This window comes from Variovorax beijingensis (genome assembly GCF_007828835.1).
Lineage (GTDB): Bacteria > Pseudomonadota > Gammaproteobacteria > Burkholderiales > Burkholderiaceae_C > Variovorax > Variovorax beijingensis_A.
This window is the reverse complement of record NZ_VIVL01000012.1, coordinates 22,747-39,659: the sequence shown is the minus strand read 5'-3', so window position 1 is coordinate 39,659 and position 16,913 is coordinate 22,747. Positions and strand designations below refer to the sequence as shown.

Annotated in this window: 17 protein-coding genes; 9 read left to right on the top strand and 8 right to left on the bottom strand. The window is 70.5% G+C overall.

Features of this window, described 5'->3' with window-relative positions:
- Positions 1-38: 38 nt before the first annotated feature.
- The 4 genes from norR to FB547_RS27260 all read left to right on the top strand — a co-directional run bounded on the left by norR (position 39) and on the right by FB547_RS27260 (position 3,954).
- Complete coding sequence (gene norR / locus FB547_RS27275; RefSeq protein WP_145746766.1) at positions 39-1,619, top strand: nitric oxide reductase transcriptional regulator NorR; 1,581 nt, start codon at positions 39-41, stop codon at positions 1,617-1,619.
- A gap of 129 nt (positions 1,620-1,748) precedes the next feature.
- Positions 1,749-2,606: an amidohydrolase family protein gene (locus tag FB547_RS27270; RefSeq protein ID WP_145746765.1), complete on the top strand. Its 858-nt coding sequence runs from the start codon at positions 1,749-1,751 to the stop codon at positions 2,604-2,606.
- Positions 2,603-3,592: a tripartite tricarboxylate transporter substrate binding protein gene (locus FB547_RS27265; protein WP_145746764.1), complete on the top strand. Its 990-nt coding sequence runs from the start codon at positions 2,603-2,605 to the stop codon at positions 3,590-3,592. Before FB547_RS27270 ends, FB547_RS27265 begins: the two co-directional genes overlap by 4 nt.
- A 161-nt stretch (positions 3,593-3,753) precedes the next feature.
- Complete coding sequence (locus tag FB547_RS27260; protein WP_145746763.1) at positions 3,754-3,954, top strand: hypothetical protein; 201 nt, start codon at positions 3,754-3,756, stop codon at positions 3,952-3,954.
- Here FB547_RS27260 and FB547_RS27255 read toward each other — a convergent pair.
- Genes FB547_RS27255 through FB547_RS27240 form a run of 4 tightly spaced genes read right to left on the bottom strand, consistent with a single transcriptional unit; the run spans position 3,951 to position 8,003 of the window.
- Positions 3,951-4,844, bottom strand: coding sequence for a LysR family transcriptional regulator (locus FB547_RS27255; RefSeq protein ID WP_145746762.1), 894 nt, complete (start codon positions 4,842-4,844; stop codon positions 3,951-3,953). The two genes, FB547_RS27260 and FB547_RS27255, sit on opposite strands and share 4 nt — an antisense overlap.
- A 60-nt stretch (positions 4,845-4,904) precedes the next feature.
- The gene (locus FB547_RS27250) at positions 4,905-5,249 is read right to left on the bottom strand and encodes a c-type cytochrome (RefSeq protein WP_261380410.1); all 345 of its coding nucleotides are present in this window, start codon (positions 5,247-5,249) and stop codon (positions 4,905-4,907) included.
- Complete coding sequence (locus tag FB547_RS27245) at positions 5,246-7,516, bottom strand: xanthine dehydrogenase family protein molybdopterin-binding subunit (RefSeq protein ID WP_145746761.1); 2,271 nt, start codon at positions 7,514-7,516, stop codon at positions 5,246-5,248. Before FB547_RS27245 ends, FB547_RS27250 begins: the two co-directional genes overlap by 4 nt.
- A 13-nt stretch (positions 7,517-7,529) precedes the next feature.
- A complete protein-coding gene (locus tag FB547_RS27240) occupies positions 7,530-8,003 on the bottom strand; it encodes a (2Fe-2S)-binding protein (RefSeq protein ID WP_145746760.1) in 474 nt (157 codons plus the stop codon).
- Between the two features lie 321 nt (positions 8,004-8,324).
- On the opposite strand from FB547_RS27240, the gene FB547_RS27235 reads away from it, so the two are divergent.
- From FB547_RS27235 to FB547_RS27215, 5 genes are all read left to right on the top strand, one after another.
- Positions 8,325-9,275: a GSU2403 family nucleotidyltransferase fold protein gene (locus FB547_RS27235; protein ID WP_145746759.1), complete on the top strand. Its 951-nt coding sequence runs from the start codon at positions 8,325-8,327 to the stop codon at positions 9,273-9,275.
- Positions 9,276-9,284: 9 nt separating this feature from the next.
- Complete coding sequence (locus FB547_RS27230; RefSeq protein ID WP_145746758.1) at positions 9,285-10,505, top strand: helix-turn-helix domain-containing protein; 1,221 nt, start codon at positions 9,285-9,287, stop codon at positions 10,503-10,505.
- A gap of 50 nt (positions 10,506-10,555) precedes the next feature.
- On the top strand, positions 10,556-11,242 hold the full coding sequence (locus FB547_RS27225; RefSeq protein ID WP_145746757.1) for a hypothetical protein: 687 nt from the start codon (positions 10,556-10,558) through the stop codon (positions 11,240-11,242).
- A gap of 122 nt (positions 11,243-11,364) precedes the next feature.
- Complete coding sequence (locus tag FB547_RS27220) at positions 11,365-12,162, top strand: DUF899 domain-containing protein (protein WP_145746756.1); 798 nt, start codon at positions 11,365-11,367, stop codon at positions 12,160-12,162.
- 31 nt (positions 12,163-12,193) lie between these two features.
- Positions 12,194-12,790 (top strand): hypothetical protein, encoded by a 597-nt coding sequence (locus tag FB547_RS27215; protein ID WP_145746755.1) that lies wholly within the window; start codon positions 12,194-12,196, stop codon positions 12,788-12,790.
- Here FB547_RS27215 and FB547_RS27210 read toward each other — a convergent pair.
- The 4 genes from FB547_RS27210 to FB547_RS27195 all read right to left on the bottom strand — a co-directional run bounded on the left by FB547_RS27210 (position 12,750) and on the right by FB547_RS27195 (position 16,891).
- Complete coding sequence (locus FB547_RS27210; protein WP_145746754.1) at positions 12,750-13,667, bottom strand: sigma-70 family RNA polymerase sigma factor; 918 nt, start codon at positions 13,665-13,667, stop codon at positions 12,750-12,752. The genes FB547_RS27215 and FB547_RS27210 overlap by 41 nt on opposite strands.
- On the bottom strand, positions 13,664-14,425 hold the full coding sequence (locus FB547_RS27205) for an SDR family NAD(P)-dependent oxidoreductase (RefSeq protein ID WP_145746753.1): 762 nt from the start codon (positions 14,423-14,425) through the stop codon (positions 13,664-13,666). The genes FB547_RS27210 and FB547_RS27205 overlap by 4 nt, the downstream gene beginning before the upstream one ends.
- Positions 14,426-14,483: 58 nt before the next feature.
- Positions 14,484-15,731 carry an MFS transporter gene (locus FB547_RS27200; RefSeq protein WP_145746752.1) on the bottom strand — a complete coding sequence of 416 codons (1,248 nt, stop codon included), beginning with the start codon at positions 15,729-15,731 and terminating at the stop codon, positions 14,484-14,486.
- Positions 15,732-15,913: 182 nt separating this feature from the next.
- On the bottom strand, positions 15,914-16,891 hold the full coding sequence (locus FB547_RS27195; protein ID WP_145746751.1) for a Bug family tripartite tricarboxylate transporter substrate binding protein: 978 nt from the start codon (positions 16,889-16,891) through the stop codon (positions 15,914-15,916).
- Between the last annotated feature and the right edge of the window lie 22 nt (positions 16,892-16,913).

Sequence of the window (16,913 nt, the reverse complement as noted above, 5' to 3'; positions counted from 1 at the left end):
TACGTGGTCAAATCCGCAACAGGATTCATGTTGCATTTATGACCACCACAAGTGTCAATTCGACCACAAGCGGGGCGGCCGCGGCCACCGAGGGTCCGCGCTACCGGTCGCTCCTTGCCGCCGCGCGCGGCCTCGTCCGATGCGATGCCGCCGCACTGCTGCGGCTCGACGGCGACGTGCTGCGGCCGCTGGCCGTGGACGGCCTGAGCGACGAAACCCTGGGGCGGCAGTTTCCGGTGGCCTCGCACCCGCGCTTTGCCCGCCTGCTCGAGAGCGCGCGGGGCCTGCGCTTCGCGCAGGACTGCGGCCTGCCCGATCCGTACGACGGCCTCGTCGCGGGCCAGCCGGGCATCCTGCCCGTGCACGACTGCATGGGCGCGCCGCTGCGGCTGCGCGGCGTCGTCTGGGGCCTGCTGACGCTGGATGCGCTCGAGGCCGGCACCTTCGAGGCCGTGGGGCCGGCGCAGCTCAACGCGCTGGTGGCGCTGGTCGAAACCGGCATCGAGGCGGCCCACACGATCCAGGAAATGGAAGCGCGCGCGATGCGCGAGCAGGCCGTCGCGCAGGCCCTGCGCTCGGGCGGCGGCGCCACGCGCGAGCTGCTCGGCGGCAGCCCCGCGATGAAGCAGCTGTGCAGCGAGATCGACACGGTCGCGGTGTCCGACCTCACGGTGCTGGTGCTCGGCGAGACCGGCGTGGGCAAGGACCTGGTGGCGCAGCGCCTGCATGCGCGCTCGCGCCGCAGCGACCAGCCGCTGGTGCAGGTGAACTGCGCGGCGCTGCCCGAGACGCTGGCCGACAGCGAGCTCTTCGGCCACAAGCGCGGCGCCTTCACCGGCGCGCTGCAGGACCGCAGCGGCAAGTTCGAGATCGCCGATGGCGGCACGCTCTTTCTCGACGAGGTGGGCGAGCTGCCGCTGACGGTGCAGGCCAAGCTGCTGCGCGTGCTGCAGAGCGGCGAGCTGCAGCGGCCCGGCAGCGATCGCACGCTGAAGGTCGACGTGCGCGTGATCGCGGCCACCAACCGCGACCTGCCCGCAGCGATCGCGCAGGGCCGCTTCCGTGCCGACCTCTACCACCGGCTCTCGGTCTATCCGCTGGTCGTGCCACCGCTGCGCGAGCGCGGGCGCGACGTGGTGGCGCTCGCGGGCGGCTTTCTCGAGGAGAACCAGCACCGCCTGGGCGCGCGCAACCTGCGGCTGTCGCCGGCCGCCAAGGCCGCGCTGCTCGCGCACGGCTGGCCCGGCAACGTGCGCGAACTCGAGCATGTGATCAGCCGCGCATCGCTGCGCGCCTTCAGGGAGCAGCGCCGCGGCGCGCGCTGGACCGCGATCGAGCCGCATCACCTGGCGCTGGATGCGGCGGCGGCCGGGGGCTCCGCAACGCCATCGACATCACCCGCCCCGGTGTCCGCAGGCACGGGCACGGGCCTTGCCGGCGCCGCCGGCGGCACACTGCGCGAAGCCACCGAGGCGTTCCAGCGCGCCTGGCTCGCCGATGCGCTGGCGCGGCACCGCGGGCACGTGGCCAATGCAGCGCGCGAGGCCGGCATCGACCGCAGCAACTTCCACCGGACGCTGCGCAAGCTCGGCGTGCCGCGGACTGGCAGCACGCCCTGAACGGGCCGGCCGCGGCATAAGCGGCGCCTATGAATAACGAACGCGCGCGCGGATTCCGCTGCAGCGCTTCCCTGCCGATACTTCCGCCTCACTTCATCGAGGAGGCGCGATCTGTTTTCTTCCCATCCTCTGCCGCAGCGATCGACGTTCCGCGACGGTCCGCGAGACCTGCGCGCGGTCGACAGCCATGCGCACGTCTTCCTCGGCAGCCTGCCGCTCGCTCCCGAGCGCCGGCATGCGCCGGACTACGACGCCACGCCCGGCGAGTACCTCGGCCTCCTCGACGCGCACGATGTGTCGCACGGCGTGCTGGTGCAGCCCAGCTTCCTCGGCACCGACAACAGCTACCTGCTCGGCGTGCTGCGCGCCCACCCGGAGCGCTTGCGCGGCGTGGCGGTGGTCGACGCCGCAACGCCGTTCGATGAACTGCGGGTGCTCGCGGATGCCGGTGTCCGCGGCCTGCGGCTCAACCTCGTGGGGCTGCCGATGCCGGACCTTTCCCGGCCCGTGTGGCAAACCCTGCTGCAGCATGTGCGGGCGCTGGACTGGCATGTCGAGCTGCACCGGCCATCGCAGGACCTGGCCGCGGCGGGCCAGCCCGTGCTCGATGCCGGCTGCAAGCTGGTCGTCGACCACTTCGGACGTCCGGGCGAGAACTCCGCGGCCGACAGCGGCTTCGGCTGGCTCGCGCGCGCCGCCGCCGGTGGTCGCACCTGGGTCAAGCTGTCGGCCGCCTACCGCAGCTGGCGCGATCCGCTCGGGGCCGAGGCGCGGCGCGCCGCGGCGTCGCTGCTCGACGCCTGCGGACCGCAGCGCCTGCTGTGGGGCAGCGACTGGCCCCACACCCAGCACCGCGAACACGCGGGCTACGCACAGACGCGCACCGCGCTGAACCACTGGATCCCGGACGCCGACGCACGGCGCTGCATCCTGGTCGACACGCCGGCCGCGCTTTTCGGTTTTTCCAAGGAGACGACAACATCATGAATGCGACAACCCCCAAGCTGCGCGCGTGGCTTCCCGCCGCCTGCATCGGCACCGCGCTGTGCCTTTCGGCCCTGGGCGCCGCGGCACAGGCATGGCCCGCCAAACCCGTGAAGATGGTCGTGACCTACCCGCCGGGCGGCACGGTCGACGCGGTGGCGCGCGTGATCGCGCCGAAGCTCTCGGCCCGGCTCGGGCAGCCGGTGGTGATCGACAACCGCGCCGGCGCGGGCGGCGCGATCGGCGGCGACCTGGTTGCCAAGAGCGCGGCCGACGGCTACACGGTCATGCTCGACGCCTCCAACCATTCGCAGAACCCGGCGCTGCGCAGCAAGATGCCGTTCGACACGCTGCGCGACCTCGCGCCGGTCTCGCTGCTGGTGCGGGTGCCCAATGTGCTGGTGGTCAACCCTGCCGCGCCCATCGCGGGCGTGAAGGACCTCGTCGCGCAGGCGAAGGCCAGGCCCGAGCAGATCAACTACGCCTCCTCGGGCAACGGCTCGGCGCAGCACCTCGCCGCGGAACTCTTCGGTGCGATGGCCGGCGTGCGCATGACCCACGTGGCCTACAAGGGCGGCGGCCCCGCGCTCACCGACGTGATGGCGGGCCAGGTGCCGGTGTTCTTCGGCAGCCTGGCCTCCAGCCTGCCGTACATCCAGGGCGGCAAGCTGCGCGCGCTGGCGGTGACCGGCAAGGCGCGCTCGCCGGTGCTGCCGCAGGTGCCGACGGTGGCCGAGGCGGGGCTGGCCGGCTACGAGGTCTACGAATGGAACGGCGTGTTCGTTCCGGCCGGAACGCCTGCGCCCGTGGTCGACAGGCTGTCCAGGGAATTGGCCGCCGTGCTGCGCGAGCCCGATGTGCGCACGCGCCTCGAAACCATGGGCGCCGAGGTCATCGGCTCCACCCCGGCCGAACTGGACGCCTTCCGCCGCGCCGAGATCGCCAAATGGACCCAGGTCGCGAAGACCAACCGGATCGCGCTCGACTGAACCGGGGCCACTCCCCACTTTGTGGGAGTGTTAACCGTTACCAATATCAACACAATCAGGCGAAATTTCGACAAACAATTACGTGACGCAACGAAGCTGCCGGAGCCGAGAAGTTCTAGCGACAGACGAGTTCGGTACTGCGGATCCATTTGGAGCTTGTCTTGGAAAACCTGTTTTCAAGTTGCCCGTGCGGCTTCGGCCACCTGAAGCGCCTGCAGCGGCGCCTCTGGATGCGTCTGTTCCCTTCGCGGCGGCTCTATCGCTGCGCTCAGTGCGGCCGCTTGCAGCTCGCCTCGCGCAGGCTGGTTGAACAGGCAATCGTCACGCGGCTGGCCGAGGAAGCGGCGCTTCGACAGCCTTAGCGGCACGGCGACGCATCGAGCATGGCGGCGAAGGCATCGGCGAATGCGGGGCGCGATTTCGCCAGGCACATCGCGGAGAGCTCGAAAGGCGGCAGCGCGGCGCCGTCGCGCACCTCGGCATAGCGCACGCCTTCGTGGCGCAGCGCGCGCACCGAGCTCGGCAGCAGCGACCACCCCAGGCCCGCCGCCACGCACGACAGCACCGTGAGCGTGCGGTTGGCATCCTGCACGATCCGCAACTCGTGTCCGGCGGCGCGAAACGCCGCCAGAACCTGCGTGCGTAGCGCCGACATCTGCAGGCTCGGAAACCACACCAGCCCGTGCGCGGCAATCTCCGCCAGCGACACGCAGCCGTCGGCCCCGGGCTCATGGGCGACGGGAATGGCTGCGACCAGCCGTTCCTCGCCGAGCCGCTTCTCGTGCACGCGCGCGTTGACGGCCACGGGGGGATGCAGCAGCGCGATGTCGATGCGCCCGCCTTCGAGCGCCTCGACCTGCTCGGCATTGCTCATCTCGCGCAAGGAGATGTCGAGCTGCGGGTATGCCGCGCGCAGGCGTTGCAGCGCACGTGGCAGCACCTGGTAGACGGCGTGCGTGACAAAGCCGATGGTGAGCCGGCCCGCGCGTCCGGCGCCCATGGCGCGGATGCGCTCGGTGGCCGCGTCGCCGTAGGCCAGGCTCGCCCGCAGGTCATCGACGACGGCGAGCCCGGCCTCGGTGAGCGTGGCTCCGCGGCGCGTGCGCGTGAAGAGCCGGGTGCCGAGCTCGCTTTCCAGCCGGTTCAGCATCTGCGTCAGCGCGGGCTGCGCGAGGCCGAGGTTCTCCGCCGCGCGCGTGAGGCTGCCGGCCTCGGCAATGGCCACGATACAACGCATCTGCCGGGTTTCCATGCGGCATTCTAGGGAGCGGTCCTGCGCCGCCTGGCGCGGCCGCGGCTCAGGCAATGCCGGTCAGGGCGCGCCGTCGATCAGCCACTGCGCGAGCGACTGCAGGTCGGCATCGGGGACCCGGCCCTGCGGCGGCATGGGCATGGCGCCCCACTTGCCCGAGCTGCCGGCCTTGATGCTCGCCGCCAGCTGCGCCGCGCTGGTCTTCCCGTCGCCGTAGCGTGCGCCGATCTCCTTCCACGACGGCCCCACCACCTTGGCCGCGGGCTGGTGGCACGCGATGCAGGCGTACTTCTGCGCCAGTGCCTGGCTGGCCGCCGCGCGGTCCGGCCAGGCCGCGCCTGCGCCAAGCGCCAAGGCCAACGCGAGAGAGGCTGCGAGGCGCTGCTTGCGATCGTTGCGGGTCATGCCGGTTTGCTGTCCGCCAGGTTGAACGGCAGCTGGCGCAGCGGCTTGCCGGTCAGCTGCGCGATGGCGTTCGCGAAGGCCGGCGCCAGCGGCGGCAGGCCCGGCTCGCCGATGCCCTTGGGCGGCTCCGCGCTCGGCACGATATGCACGGCAAACTCGGGCATGTCGGTGATGCGCGCGACGGTGAAGTCGCCGAAGTTGCTCTGCTGCACTTCGCCGTCCTTCAGCGTGATGGCGCCGCCCGGCAGGCACATCGACAGGCCCATGACCGCGGCACCCTGCACCTGGGCTTCCACGCTGCGCGGATTGACGGCCAGGTTGCAGTGCACGCCGGCGGTGGCGCGGTGCAGCACCGGCTGACCGTCCTTCACCGAAGCTTCCACCACGTAGGCCACCACGGACTCGAAGGATTCGTGTACCGCCACCCCCCAGGCACGGCCGGCGGGCAGCTGCTTCTTGCCGTAGCCGCTCCGGTCGACGGCGAGCTGCAGCGCGGCGCGGTGGCGCGGATGCTTGTCGCCGAAGAGCTGCATGCGGTAGGCCACCGGATCCTGCTTCGTGCTGCGCGCGATCTCGTCGAGCAGCGTCTCCATCACGAAGGCGGTGTGGGTGGAACCCACGCTGCGCCACCACAGCACCGGCACGTTGGCCTTGGGGTGGTGCACGGTCAGGCGCATGGGCAGCGGATACGGATCGCGCATGCCCTCGACGGCCGTGGCGTCGATGCCGTTCTTCACCATCGAGTCGCCGAACACCGTGCCGGCGGTGATCGACTGGCCCACGATGACGTGGTCCCAGGCCAGCACCTTGCCGCGCTCGTCGAAGCCGATGCGCGCGCGGTGCAGGTGCATGGGGCGGTAGTAGCCGCCCTTGATGTCGTCCTCGCGGCTCCACAGCAGGCGCACCGGCGCATTGAGCCCGGCGGCGCGCGCGGCCTTGGCGATCTCGCACGCCTCGACCACCACGTCGCTCGAGCCCACGAAGCGCCGGCCGAAGCCGCCGCCGGCCATCTGCACGTTCACGCGCACCTGCTCGGGCTTGAGGCCGAGCGTGCGCGCCGCCGCGGCGCCGTCGAGCCCGGCGCTCTGCGTGCCGACCCACAGTTCGGCGCGGTCGCCCGACAGCTGGACGGTGCAGTTCAGCGGCTCCATCGGCGCATGGGCGAGGTAGGGGAACACGAACTCGGCTTCCAGCTGCCGCGGCGCCTTGGCCAGCGGCGCCATGTCGGCGTCGAACTTGCGCGCGCCGGGCTGCCTGGCCAGTTCGCGGTACTGGACCAGCTGCCGGTCGCTGTCGACCTTCTCGACGGCGGCCGTGTCCCACTGCAGCTTGAGCGCGTCGCGGCCCAGCTTGGCGGGCCAGTAGCCGTCGGCCACCACGGCCACGCCTTCGGCGCCGCGGTCCAGCGGCACGCGCAGCACGGCCTTCACGCCCTTGACGGCGCGCGCGGCGCTGTCGTCCACCGAAGCGAGGCGCGCGCCGAACACAGGCGGATGCGCCACCACGGCCGTGAGCTGGCCGGCGTGCCTGACGTCGATGCCGAAGTCCTGCCGGCCGCTGCTCTTGGCGCGCGCGTCCAGGCGCGTGGTCGGGCGGCCGATGATCCGGAAGTCCTTGGGATCCTTCAGCGTGACTTTCTCGGGCACCGGCAGCGCCATGGCGGCTTCGGCCAGCTCGCCATAGCCCAGCTTGCGGCCGTTCGGGCCCAGCACGGTGCCGGCCTGCGTGCGCAGCGTGGACACGTCGACGTTCCAGCGCGCCGCGGCGGCCGACAGCAGCATGGCGCGGGCGCGCGCGCCCAGCTCGCGGTACTGCGTGTAGCTGTTCTTGATCGAGTTGGAGCCGCCGGTCAGGTGCATGCCGAAGAGCGGGTCGTGGTAGGCGGGGTCGTTGGTGCCGCTCTTGCTGCGCACCAGGCTCCAGTCGGCATCGAGCTCCTCGGCCAGGATCATCGGCAAGCCGGTCTGCACCCCCTGGCCGAATTCGAGGCGGTTCTGGGTCACGGTGACTTCGCCGTTGGGGGCGATCTGCACGAAGGCCGAGGGCTGCTGCGTCGGCTTGAGGGTGCTGGCCGCGGCGCCCTTGCCAGTGGCCTGCGCCATGGCCATGTGGGGAAAGGCGCCGAGCGCGAGGCCGCCGACGCCGGCCAGCTTCAGGAAGCTGCGGCGCGGCAGCGCGGCGGCGTCTTCGGGTTGCTGTTGGCTGGCGGCCATCAGGCGCTGCAGGATGCGCGGCAGTTCGGCGGGATCGATGTGGGTGGGCAGCATGGCGGATGCTCCTTCAGGCCAGGGATTTGGCGGCATCGGCCACCGCGGCGCGGATGCGGGCGTAGGTGCCGCAGCGGCAGATGTTGCCGGCCATGGCGGCATCGATCTCGGCCGCCGTGGGCTGCTTGCCCTGGGGCTGCGACTTGAGGAACGCCGTGGCGCTCATGATCTGGCCGCTCTGGCAGTAGCCGCACTGCGCCACGTCGTGCCGGACCCATGCGGCGTGCACGGCGGCGCCGACCGGGTCGCTGCCGTCGGTGGCGGCTTCGATGGTGACGATCTTCTTGCCTTCAGCGGCCGAGATGGGCGTGATGCACGAGCGGATGGCCTGGCCGTCCAGATGCACGGTGCAGGCGCCGCACAGCGCCGCGCCGCAGCCGAACTTGGTGCCGGTCATGCCCAGCGTGTCACGCAGGGCCCAGAGGATGGGGGTGCCGGGATCGGCGTCGACCGCGTGGTCGCGGCCGTTGACGTTGAGCGAGCTCATGGTGGGATCCGTTCTTCGTGGGTGGGGTCGCGCCCGAGGGGCGCTGGCGGCGACTGTAAGAAGAAGAATCCAAAAGAAATAGTGGCGAATACTGCACACCTTGTGAAGCCAGGCTTCATGAAGCACGTCCGCGGGCGGGAGTTGGCCAGCCTGAGGGCGCCCTGCACCACCATGTTCCTGCTTTGAAGTATTTATATAAGCTATTGATTTATATATATTTTCATCACATTTTCCGAAATCATCTGTTTGCAGTGAAAGGAAACAAAGGGCCTGCCTTCGCGTTTTTCACCATAAAAATGAAAACTTCAGGAAAATGATGAAATGTCGGACATCCTCGAAAACAGTGAAAGCCAGAAGCGGCAGTACATCGACGCGGAGAGCGTCTTTGCAGAAATTCGACGCTTGAGGCATGAGGCCGCGCAGTTCCGAGGCGGGATGATCTGGCGCGAGATCTCGGGTCATCGGTATCTGATCCGTACTTCTGTCAAGGGCGCCCACAAATCATTGGGGCCCGAAAGCGACGCGACCGCCAAGATTTTTCAGATCTTCACCCAGCGCAAGGTCGCTCTTGCCGATCGACTGGCGTCCATCGAAAGGACATTCGAAGAGCAGCGTCGTCTGAATCGCGCGCTGCGGGTCGGCCGTGTCCCCCCCGTCGTCGTCGATGTACTGAACGTCCTGGACAAAGCGGGGATATCCGAGCATTTCACCGTGGTCGGCACACACGCCCTGTACGCCTATGAAAGTGCGTGTGGCGTGAGATTCGTGCCTCAGGCCATGGCGACTCGCGACATCGACCTTCTGTTTGATACGCGCAAGCATCTGGCCTTTTTTTCCCGCATGAAGGAATCGGAGGTGTCGCTGCTCGGTCTTCTTCGCAAGGCCGACAAGTCTTTCGAGCGCCTCGAGGATCAAAAGGAGACCGTGCGCAACGCGACCGGATTCGAGGTCGATGTCATTCGCCGTGTCGCCAAGGATGGTGACCCGCATCCACTGCGCATGAGCGATGACGAAGACGACATCTGGGCGGTGCAGGCCTCCACGGGCGAGCGGATCCTGAATTCCCCGCGATTCAGCCAGATGGTGGTCTCCACGACCGGTGAGATGGCACTCATGAACACGATGCATCCCTTGGATTTCGTGGACGTCAAGCTGGCTTTGGCGAAATATCCGAACCGCGATCCCCTCAAGCGTTCGAAAGACGTGTTGCAGGCTGAGCTCGTGGCAATGCTGGTGCGGAACTACATGCCCCAGTACGCACGACCGCTGTAGCCTCGCGCCATGGATTCCCTGATTGCCGCCTCCGCCCGCGCCCTGGCCGCCGGCGATGCGCTCGGCGCGCTCAAGCGGGTCGCGCTGCGTGACGACCCGCCGGCGCTGGCCCTGCGCGGCATCGCGATGGCGCAGCTCGGCGAGCATCCGCGCGCCCGCGAACTGCTGCGACGCGCCGCGCGCGGCTTCGGGGCCCACGAGGAACTCGCGCGCGCGCGCTGCGTGGTGGCCGAGGCCGAGGTGGCCATGGCCATGCGCGAGCTCGGCGGCTCGCCGCGCGCGCTGGCCGCGGCGGCCGCCACGCTCGAAGCGCACGCCGACCATGCCAACGCGCTGCAGGCGCGGCTGATCGCGGCGCGGCAGCAGCTCCTGCTCGGCCGGCTCGAGGCAGCCCGGGCCGCGCTGGCGCCGCTCGATGCGCGTGACCTGCCGCCCGCGCTCGAGGCGGTCGCCGAGCTGACCACCATGGAACTGGCACTGCGCTCGCTGCACGTCGGCCCGGCACGCGCAGCGCTGGCCCGCGCGCAGGCGGCGGCCGCCCGCGCCCGCGTGCCGGCGCTTTCGGCCGAGGTGGCGGAGGCGCAGGCTGCGCTCGACCGTCCCGCGGCACGGCGTCTCTTTGCCGGCGGCGAAGAGGCGCTGCGGCTCGACGAGGTCGCGGCGCTGCGGGCCTCGGACGCGCTGGTGGTCGACGCCTGCCGCCGCGGCGTGGGCGCCGGCGGTGCATGGCGGCCGTTGGCGCGCCGTCCGGTGCTGTTCGCGCTGGCGCGGGCGCTCGCCGAGGCCTGGCCCGGCGACATCGAACGCGAGGCGCTGATCGCCTACGCGTTCAACACCCGACATCCCGACGAGACGCTGCGCGCGCGCCTGCGGGTCGAGATCGGCCGCCTGCGCGCGCTGGTCGCGGCCGAGGCCGGCATCGAGGCCACGGCGCGCGGCTTTGTGCTCAGGCCGCGCGATGCCCGCGAGGTGGTCGTGCTCGCGCCACCCATCGACGGCGAGCAGGCTTCGCTGGTGGCGCTGCTGTCCGACGGGGCAGCGTGGTCGACCTCGGCGCTGGCGCTGGCGCTGGACGCGAGCCAGCGCACGGTGCAGCGCGCGCTGGCCGAACTCGAGGCCGAGGGGCGGGTGCGCGCCATCGGCCGGGCGCGGGCGCAGCGCTGGCTCGCGCCGCCGCTGACGGGATTCACGACGATCTTGTTACTCCCCGCCGCGCTGCCGATTGAATAGAGTTGTCTCCAAGGCGCCGATTCCGGAGCCCGCCACACCAGGAGCCCGCGATGAACAGCAGCACAGCAGCCAGCAAGAAAGACAAGCCTGAGGCCGCACCGCGCACGGCCGAGATCGTGCGCGAGTACGGTCCCTTCGCCGGCGCCACCAGCGTGGCCGGCGTGACCCATGACGGCGAGCGCGTCTGGGCGGCCACCGGCGCGCAGCTGGTGGCCTTCGACCCCGCGAGCGGCGAGACCACGCGCACCCTCGATTGCGCCTGCGACGCCGGCACCGCCTTCGACGGCACCTACTTCTATCAAATCGCCGAGGCGCGCATCGACAAGATCGATCCGGCCAGCGGCAAGGTGCTGGCGTCGATTCCCACGCCCGGCCACGGCGGCGACTCGGGCCTGACCTGGGCCGAGGGCAGCCTCTGGATCGGGCAGTACCGCGACCGCAAGATCCTCCAGATCGACCCGGTGAGCGGCGCGGTGCTGCGCACCATCGAGTCCAACCGCTTCGTCACCGGCGTGACCTGGGTCGACGGCGAGCTGTGGCACGCCACCTGGGAAGGCGACGAGAGCGAGCTGCGCCGCGTCGACCCCGACAGCGGCGCCGTGCTCGAGCGGCTGGAGATGCCGCGCGGCGCCAACGTGAGCGGGCTCGAGTCCGACGGCGCCGACCTCTTCTACTGCGGTGGCGGCGGCAGCGGCAAGGTCCGCGCCGTGCGGCGCCCGAAAGCCGCCCGGGCCTGAGCGGCCCACCGCGACAACCCCCTTTCGGCTTGCCTGCCGAAGACGAGCGCGCCGGCCACCAGGCGGGTGGCGCCGCGCATGGACGAAACCCACATCGGCTCACCGAGCCCAAGGAGAAACGCATGAACACCGCCATTGCCGAAAAGAACACCGTGACGAACCACCCCGTCGTCTCGAAGGACCGGTGGCTGGCCCGGCGCAAGGCGCTGCTGGCGCGCGAAAAGGAACTGACGCACCTGCGCGACCAGGTCGCCCGCGAGCGCCGCGCGCTGCCGTGGACCCGCGTCGAGAAGAACTACGTCTTCGACACGCCCGAGGGCCCGCGCGCGCTGGCCGACCTGTTCGAAGGCCGCCGCCAGCTGCTGGTGCAGCACTTCATGCTCGGCCCCGACTGGGAGCAGGGCTGCCCGAGCTGCTCCTACATGTCCGACCACCTCGGCGGGATGAAGGTGCACCTGGAAAACCGCGACGTCACGCTCCTGGTCGTCTCGCGCGCGCCGCTGGACCAGATCGAACGCTTCCGCCGGCGCATGGGCTGGCAGTTCAGGTGGGTCTCGGCACACGGCAGCGACTTCAACTACGACTTCAACGTGAGCTTCACGCCACAGCAGTGGGCCGAGGGCCAAGGCGAGGTCTGCTACAACTACAGTGTGCGGCCCTTCCCCGCGCAGGAGGCCCCCGGCATCAGCGTGTTCTATAGAAACGACGCGGGCGAGGTGTTCCACACCTATTCGACCTACGAGCGCGGCGTGGAAGTGATGATGGGCACCTACAGCCTGCTCGACCTCACGCCCAAGGGCCGCGACGAGCCGAACCCCATCTACGCGATGGACTGGGTGCGCCATCACGACCGCTACGAGCCGGCGCCGGCCGCAAAGCCGGCGGCCGCGGCGGGTTCGTGCTGCCACGCGTCCGACTGAACGGTCAACGCGCTGAACCGGCAGGCACACCATGGCAAGCCTCTGGCCGTGGCTCGCGGTTGCGGGCGTCGGCGCCCTGCACGGGCTGAACCCTGCCAGCGGCTGGATGTGGGCCGCCGCCTGGGGCCTGCGTTCGCGCGACCGCAGGCAGGCCTTGCGGGCGCTGCTGCCGATCGCGATCGGCCATGCCGCCTCGGTGGCGCTGGTGGCCGGTGCGGTGGCCTTCGGCCTGTCGTTGGACCGCGCGTTGCTGCAGATGCTGGCGGGTGTGCTGGTGGTGCTCTTCGCGGCGCTTCACCTGTGGGGCCGCACGCCCAGTGCGGCGCGCGCACCGGCGGGGCATGCGGGAATGGCGCTCTGGTCCTTCATGGTGTCCACCGCGCACGGCGCCGGCCTGATGCTGGTGCCGGCACTGATCCCGCTGTGCATCGGCGATGGCGCAGCGACGGCGTTCAGCTCGTCGGACTCGCTGCTGCTGGCGCTCGCGGCGGTCGGCGTCCACACCGCGGCCATGCTCGCGGTCACCGGTGCGATCGCGGTGGGCGCTTGCCGCGGCTTCGATGCCGGCGGCCGCTGGCTTCGAAGACTCAGGCGCAAGCCATCAGCTGCAGCCGCGCATCGGCCGTGACGTAGCGGATGTGGCGGTAGTCGCGGATCAGGCTGATGCGGCCACCCCGCCACTCCAGCCACATGATGTAGCCGGGTTCCGGATCGCCGCGCTGGTCGAACACCGCGATCACCTCGCGGCCCTCGAGCCATGCCGGGGCCAGCCACACGCCATCGATCTTTGCGTAGAGCGTGAAGAACATGCCGACGTCGGCGCGGCCGGCGCGCACCGGATGCGCCGACTGGACCAGCCTCACGTCGTCGGCGAGCAGCGCGCGCAGGCCGTCCCAGTCACGCTGGTTGAAGAGCGCGACATAGCGCGCAAGCGCGGCGGACGGCGGTGGCGGTGCTGCGGGCGGGCCGGGCGGCTGTGCGTTGATCTCCCGCAGTCGCGCTCGCCCGCGCGCAAGATGGCCCTTCACGGCGTCGACCGTGAGGTCGAGCACCGCGGCGATCTCCGCCAGCGATTCGCCGAGCACGTCCTTCAGGACCACCACGCTGCGCTGGTGGATCGGGAGTTCCGCGAAGCGCGACACCGCGGTCTCGACAGCTTCCTGGCGCATCAGCATCTCCATCGGGTCGGGGTTGGCGGTGTCGGCCAGGTCGTCGGCAGCGGCTATCGGCTCGGCCATGCGGATCGTGCGGCCGCGCAGCAGATCGAGCGCGCGGTTGTGGGCGATGCGGAACAGCCAGGGCCGAAGCGGCGTGGCCTCGTCCATGCCATGCACGGCCGCGAAGGCACGTTCGAAAGTGTCCTGCACGACGTCCTCGCCCTCGATGACCGAGCCCATCAGCCGCGCGCAGTAGCGGTGCAGCTCGGGCCGCAGCGCCTCGGCAAGCGCCGCCAGCTGCGCCTGGGTGCCGCCGAGGTCCGGCGAAGGCGCCTGTGCTGCACTCATGCGGCCGCCTCCTCGAGCACCGTGATGCCCGAGTCGCCGCCGAAGCCGAAGGCGAAGCCCTTGGCCCACGCCGGGTCGTCCAGCATCGAAACCACCTTGTCGCCGAAGGCGCGCGGCGGCATCGGCGTACCGAAGCGCGCGAGGAACTCGCCGGGCGCAACGCCCATGGCGCGCGCATAGGCGGCGGCCCCCGCGTCGCCCACGCCGGTGCCGCCGATCATCTGCATCGGCACGATCGCCTGGAAGCGAATGCCGAGCTTCTGCTGTTCCGAAATGCCGTTGGCATACCTGGCCATGAACCAGAGCATGCGCTTGGCGCCGGCATAGCCGCCCGAGAGCGGCGAGCCGTTGCGCGCCGCGCCGCTCGATCCCACGAGCACGCGGCTGCCGGGCGCGAGCGGCAGCCTGAGCGCCGCCTGCAGCCAGTAGAGCCCGGCCTTGACGTCGGTCTCCCATGGCGCGCTGAAATCGGCCCAGCTCAGCTGGTCGAGCCGGCCCATGCGCGGCGGCGCGCCGGCGTTCAGCGCCAGGATCTCGGGGCGGACCTCGGCCAGGATGCGGTGGGCCGCGGCCTCGTCCGTCACATCCGCGGAGACGGTGGCCACGCCCAGCCGGGCGCGCACGGCTTCGAGCGCACCGGCGTCGCGCGCGACCACCGTCACCCTGGCGCCCTGCGCGACCAGCGCTTCGACCAGCCCCAGGCCCAGGCCGCGGCTTCCGCCGGTGACGACGATGTTCTTGTCCTTGATGATGCTCATGATCTGGCTCCGTTGTTGGTGTGGATGGAACCAGGACGATCCAGGCCTGCCAAAGGAGTCAGCCGGCCGGCTGAAGCTGCGGCTGCTTGTTGGCGGCACCGGTCCGCGGGAACGTGAGCGCGATGGCCACGGCGCCAAGCCCCACGGTCATCGAGCCGATGTACATCCAGGTGTAGCTGCCGTAGCGGTCGAACAGCCAGCCGCCGAGCACCGGGCCGAGCGCCATGCCCAGGCTCGACAGCATCGACGCCGCGCCCAGCACCGTGCCCAGGATGCGGGGACCGAAGTAGTCCCGCGCCAGCACCGCATAGAGCGGCATCACGCCGCCATAGGCAAGGCCGAAGACGATGGCCACGGCATAGAAGCCGCCGAGCTGCTTCACCAGCAGGTAGCTCGCGGCGGCCAAGGCCTGGATCAGCAGGCCGGCCACCAGCACCCGCTTGGCGCCCAGCCGGTCCGCCAGCACGCCGAACAGCAACCGCCCGCCGAGGCCCGCCGCCCCTTCCATGCTGTAGATGGTGACGGCCGCGAAGGTCGGCAAGCCGCAGCCGATGGCATAGCTCACCGTATGGAAGATCGGCCCGGAGTGCGCCGCGCAGCACGCGAAGAACGTGATGCCGAGCACCAGGAAGGCACGCGAGCGCAGCGCCTGTCCGACCTTCATCTCCGCTGCCGGGGCGGCGCCTCCCGCCGAAGCGTCCCTGTGGGCTGCGCGTGGTGCCGCGCGAATGAGCCAGACCGCCGGCAGCAGCACGATCCATGCGCCGATGCCGATGATCAGCTGGGCCGTGCGCCAGTCGTGGTGCGTGACCAGCCACGCGGCCAGTGGCGAGATGGTCATGGGCGCCACGCCCATGCCCGCCGAGACCAGCGAGACGGCCAGGCTGCGGTGCCGGTCGAACCAGGACGCGGCAGTGGCGATCACCGGCGCGAAGAAGCTGCCGGCCGCGAGGCCCATCAGCACGCCGTAGAAGAGCTGGAATTCGAGCAAGGTCGATGCGCGGCTGGCCAGCACGGTCGAGAGTCCGAGCAGCACCGTGCCGGCCAGCACCACCATGCGCGGGCCGTAGCGGTCGCTCAAGGCGCCCCAGCCGAAACCGGCCACGCCCATGCTCAGGAAGGCCAGCGTCATGGCGCTGGAAACACCCGCGCGCGACCAGCCGGTGGCCGCGCTCATGGGTTCCAGGAAAACGGCCAGCGAAAACAGCACGCCGATGGCCACGCAGGTCATCAGCGCGCCGGCGGCCACGAGGGACCAGTTCGAGTCGAGCGCGTCGGCCGGACGCGCGGGAGCAGCAGTGTTCATTGTCTTGTTCCAGTGGAAGGTCGAAAATAGTGAACTGATTGGTTGACTATAAAGGAATTCACCTCTTCGGGCGCGCTTTTCAGCGCAGAGGTCCAACCAGGACGTTCAAGACTTCGCAAAGGAGCCGGACATGCGCCGGCGCCGCGCGGCGGGCACGGCGCACTTCGGTGCCGCTGCGGTGGCTACTGCGCCTCGATGCCGAACTCCCGCATGCGCCGGGTGATCACGTCGAAGTCGCGCCGGTAGTTCGCATTGAACTGCTCGGGCGTGGTGTTGAGCATTTCCAGACCGCGCTCCGCCATTCGCGCCTGGATCTCGGGCATGGCGGCGGCATTGCGCAGCGCCACCGTCAGCCGCTCGACCACCGCGGGCGGCGTCCTGGCGGGCGCGACGAACGCGATCCATACCGCCGCCTCGAACAGCGGATCGTCGAAGCCCAGTTCGCGCATCGTGGGCACCTGCGGCAGCACCGCCGAGCGCTCGCGCCCCATGATCGCGAGCGGAACGACCTTGCCCGCCTGCACATGCTGGCGCGCGAGTCCCGCCGACGTGAGGCCGACGCTCACGGTGTGGCTCAGCAGGTCGGCCATGACGGGCGCCTCGCCGCGCTGCGGCACGTGCACCATGTGCGCATCGAGCCTGCGGTTGAGCGCCTCGCCCGCCAGATGGCCGAGCCCGCCCGGTCCCCAGGTGCCATAGCTGAGCTGCTGGCCCGGCCGGGCCGCGAGCTTGCGGAAGCCTTCCATGTCCTTGACGCCGAGCTCGAGGTTGGCCGACAGGAGGGCCGGGCTGCGCACGACCTGCGTCAGGAAGACGAAGTCGCGCTGCGGGTCGTAGGGCAGCGTCTTGTAGAGCGCGACGTTGTTGATGAGCGAGTCGCCGAGCGTGACCGCGATCGTGTAGCCGTCGGGCGCAGCGCGTGCCACTTCGCCCAGGCCCACCGCGCCGTTGGCGCCGGCGCGGTTGTCGACCACGAAGGGCTGGCCCAGCGCCTTCGCGGCATGCTCGCCGATCAGGCGCGCGACGAAGTCGTTGGCACCGCCGGCCTGGGCCGTGACGACGACGCGGATCGGCTTGCCCGGGAAGTTGCCTTGCGCAAGCGCCGCAAGCGGCAGCGCGGCGAGCATGGTGAAGCCGAGGGTGAGGAAGTGGCGGCGCATCGGGGTCTCCTGGCGTTGTTCT

Bases quoted from the DNA above. Each gene is read 5' to 3' on its own strand.
- FB547_RS27230 (WP_145746758.1), top strand. From the start codon at position 9,285: ATGGATTCCCTGATTGCCGCCTCCGCCCGCGCCCTGGCCGCCGGCGAT.
- FB547_RS27205 (WP_145746753.1), bottom strand. From the start codon at position 14,425: ATGAGCATCATCAAGGACAAGAACATCGTCGTCACCGGCGGAAGCCGC.
- FB547_RS27250 (WP_261380410.1), bottom strand. From the start codon at position 5,249: ATGACCCGCAACGATCGCAAGCAGCGCCTCGCAGCCTCTCTCGCGTTG.
- FB547_RS27240 (WP_145746760.1), bottom strand. From the start codon at position 8,003: ATGAGCTCGCTCAACGTCAACGGCCGCGACCACGCGGTCGACGCCGAT.
- norR (WP_145746766.1), top strand. From the start codon at position 39: ATGACCACCACAAGTGTCAATTCGACCACAAGCGGGGCGGCCGCGGCC.
- FB547_RS27245 (WP_145746761.1), bottom strand. From the start codon at position 7,516: ATGCTGCCCACCCACATCGATCCCGCCGAACTGCCGCGCATCCTGCAG.
- FB547_RS27200 (WP_145746752.1), bottom strand. From the start codon at position 15,731: ATGAACACTGCTGCTCCCGCGCGTCCGGCCGACGCGCTCGACTCGAAC.
- FB547_RS27215 (WP_145746755.1), top strand. From the start codon at position 12,194: ATGGCAAGCCTCTGGCCGTGGCTCGCGGTTGCGGGCGTCGGCGCCCTG.
- FB547_RS27255 (WP_145746762.1), bottom strand. From the start codon at position 4,844: ATGGAAACCCGGCAGATGCGTTGTATCGTGGCCATTGCCGAGGCCGGC.
- FB547_RS27235 (WP_145746759.1), top strand. From the start codon at position 8,325: ATGTCGGACATCCTCGAAAACAGTGAAAGCCAGAAGCGGCAGTACATC.
- FB547_RS27265 (WP_145746764.1), top strand. From the start codon at position 2,603: ATGAATGCGACAACCCCCAAGCTGCGCGCGTGGCTTCCCGCCGCCTGC.
- FB547_RS27210 (WP_145746754.1), bottom strand. From the start codon at position 13,667: ATGAGTGCAGCACAGGCGCCTTCGCCGGACCTCGGCGGCACCCAGGCG.
- FB547_RS27195 (WP_145746751.1), bottom strand. From the start codon at position 16,891: ATGCGCCGCCACTTCCTCACCCTCGGCTTCACCATGCTCGCCGCGCTG.
- FB547_RS27225 (WP_145746757.1), top strand. From the start codon at position 10,556: ATGAACAGCAGCACAGCAGCCAGCAAGAAAGACAAGCCTGAGGCCGCA.
- FB547_RS27220 (WP_145746756.1), top strand. From the start codon at position 11,365: ATGAACACCGCCATTGCCGAAAAGAACACCGTGACGAACCACCCCGTC.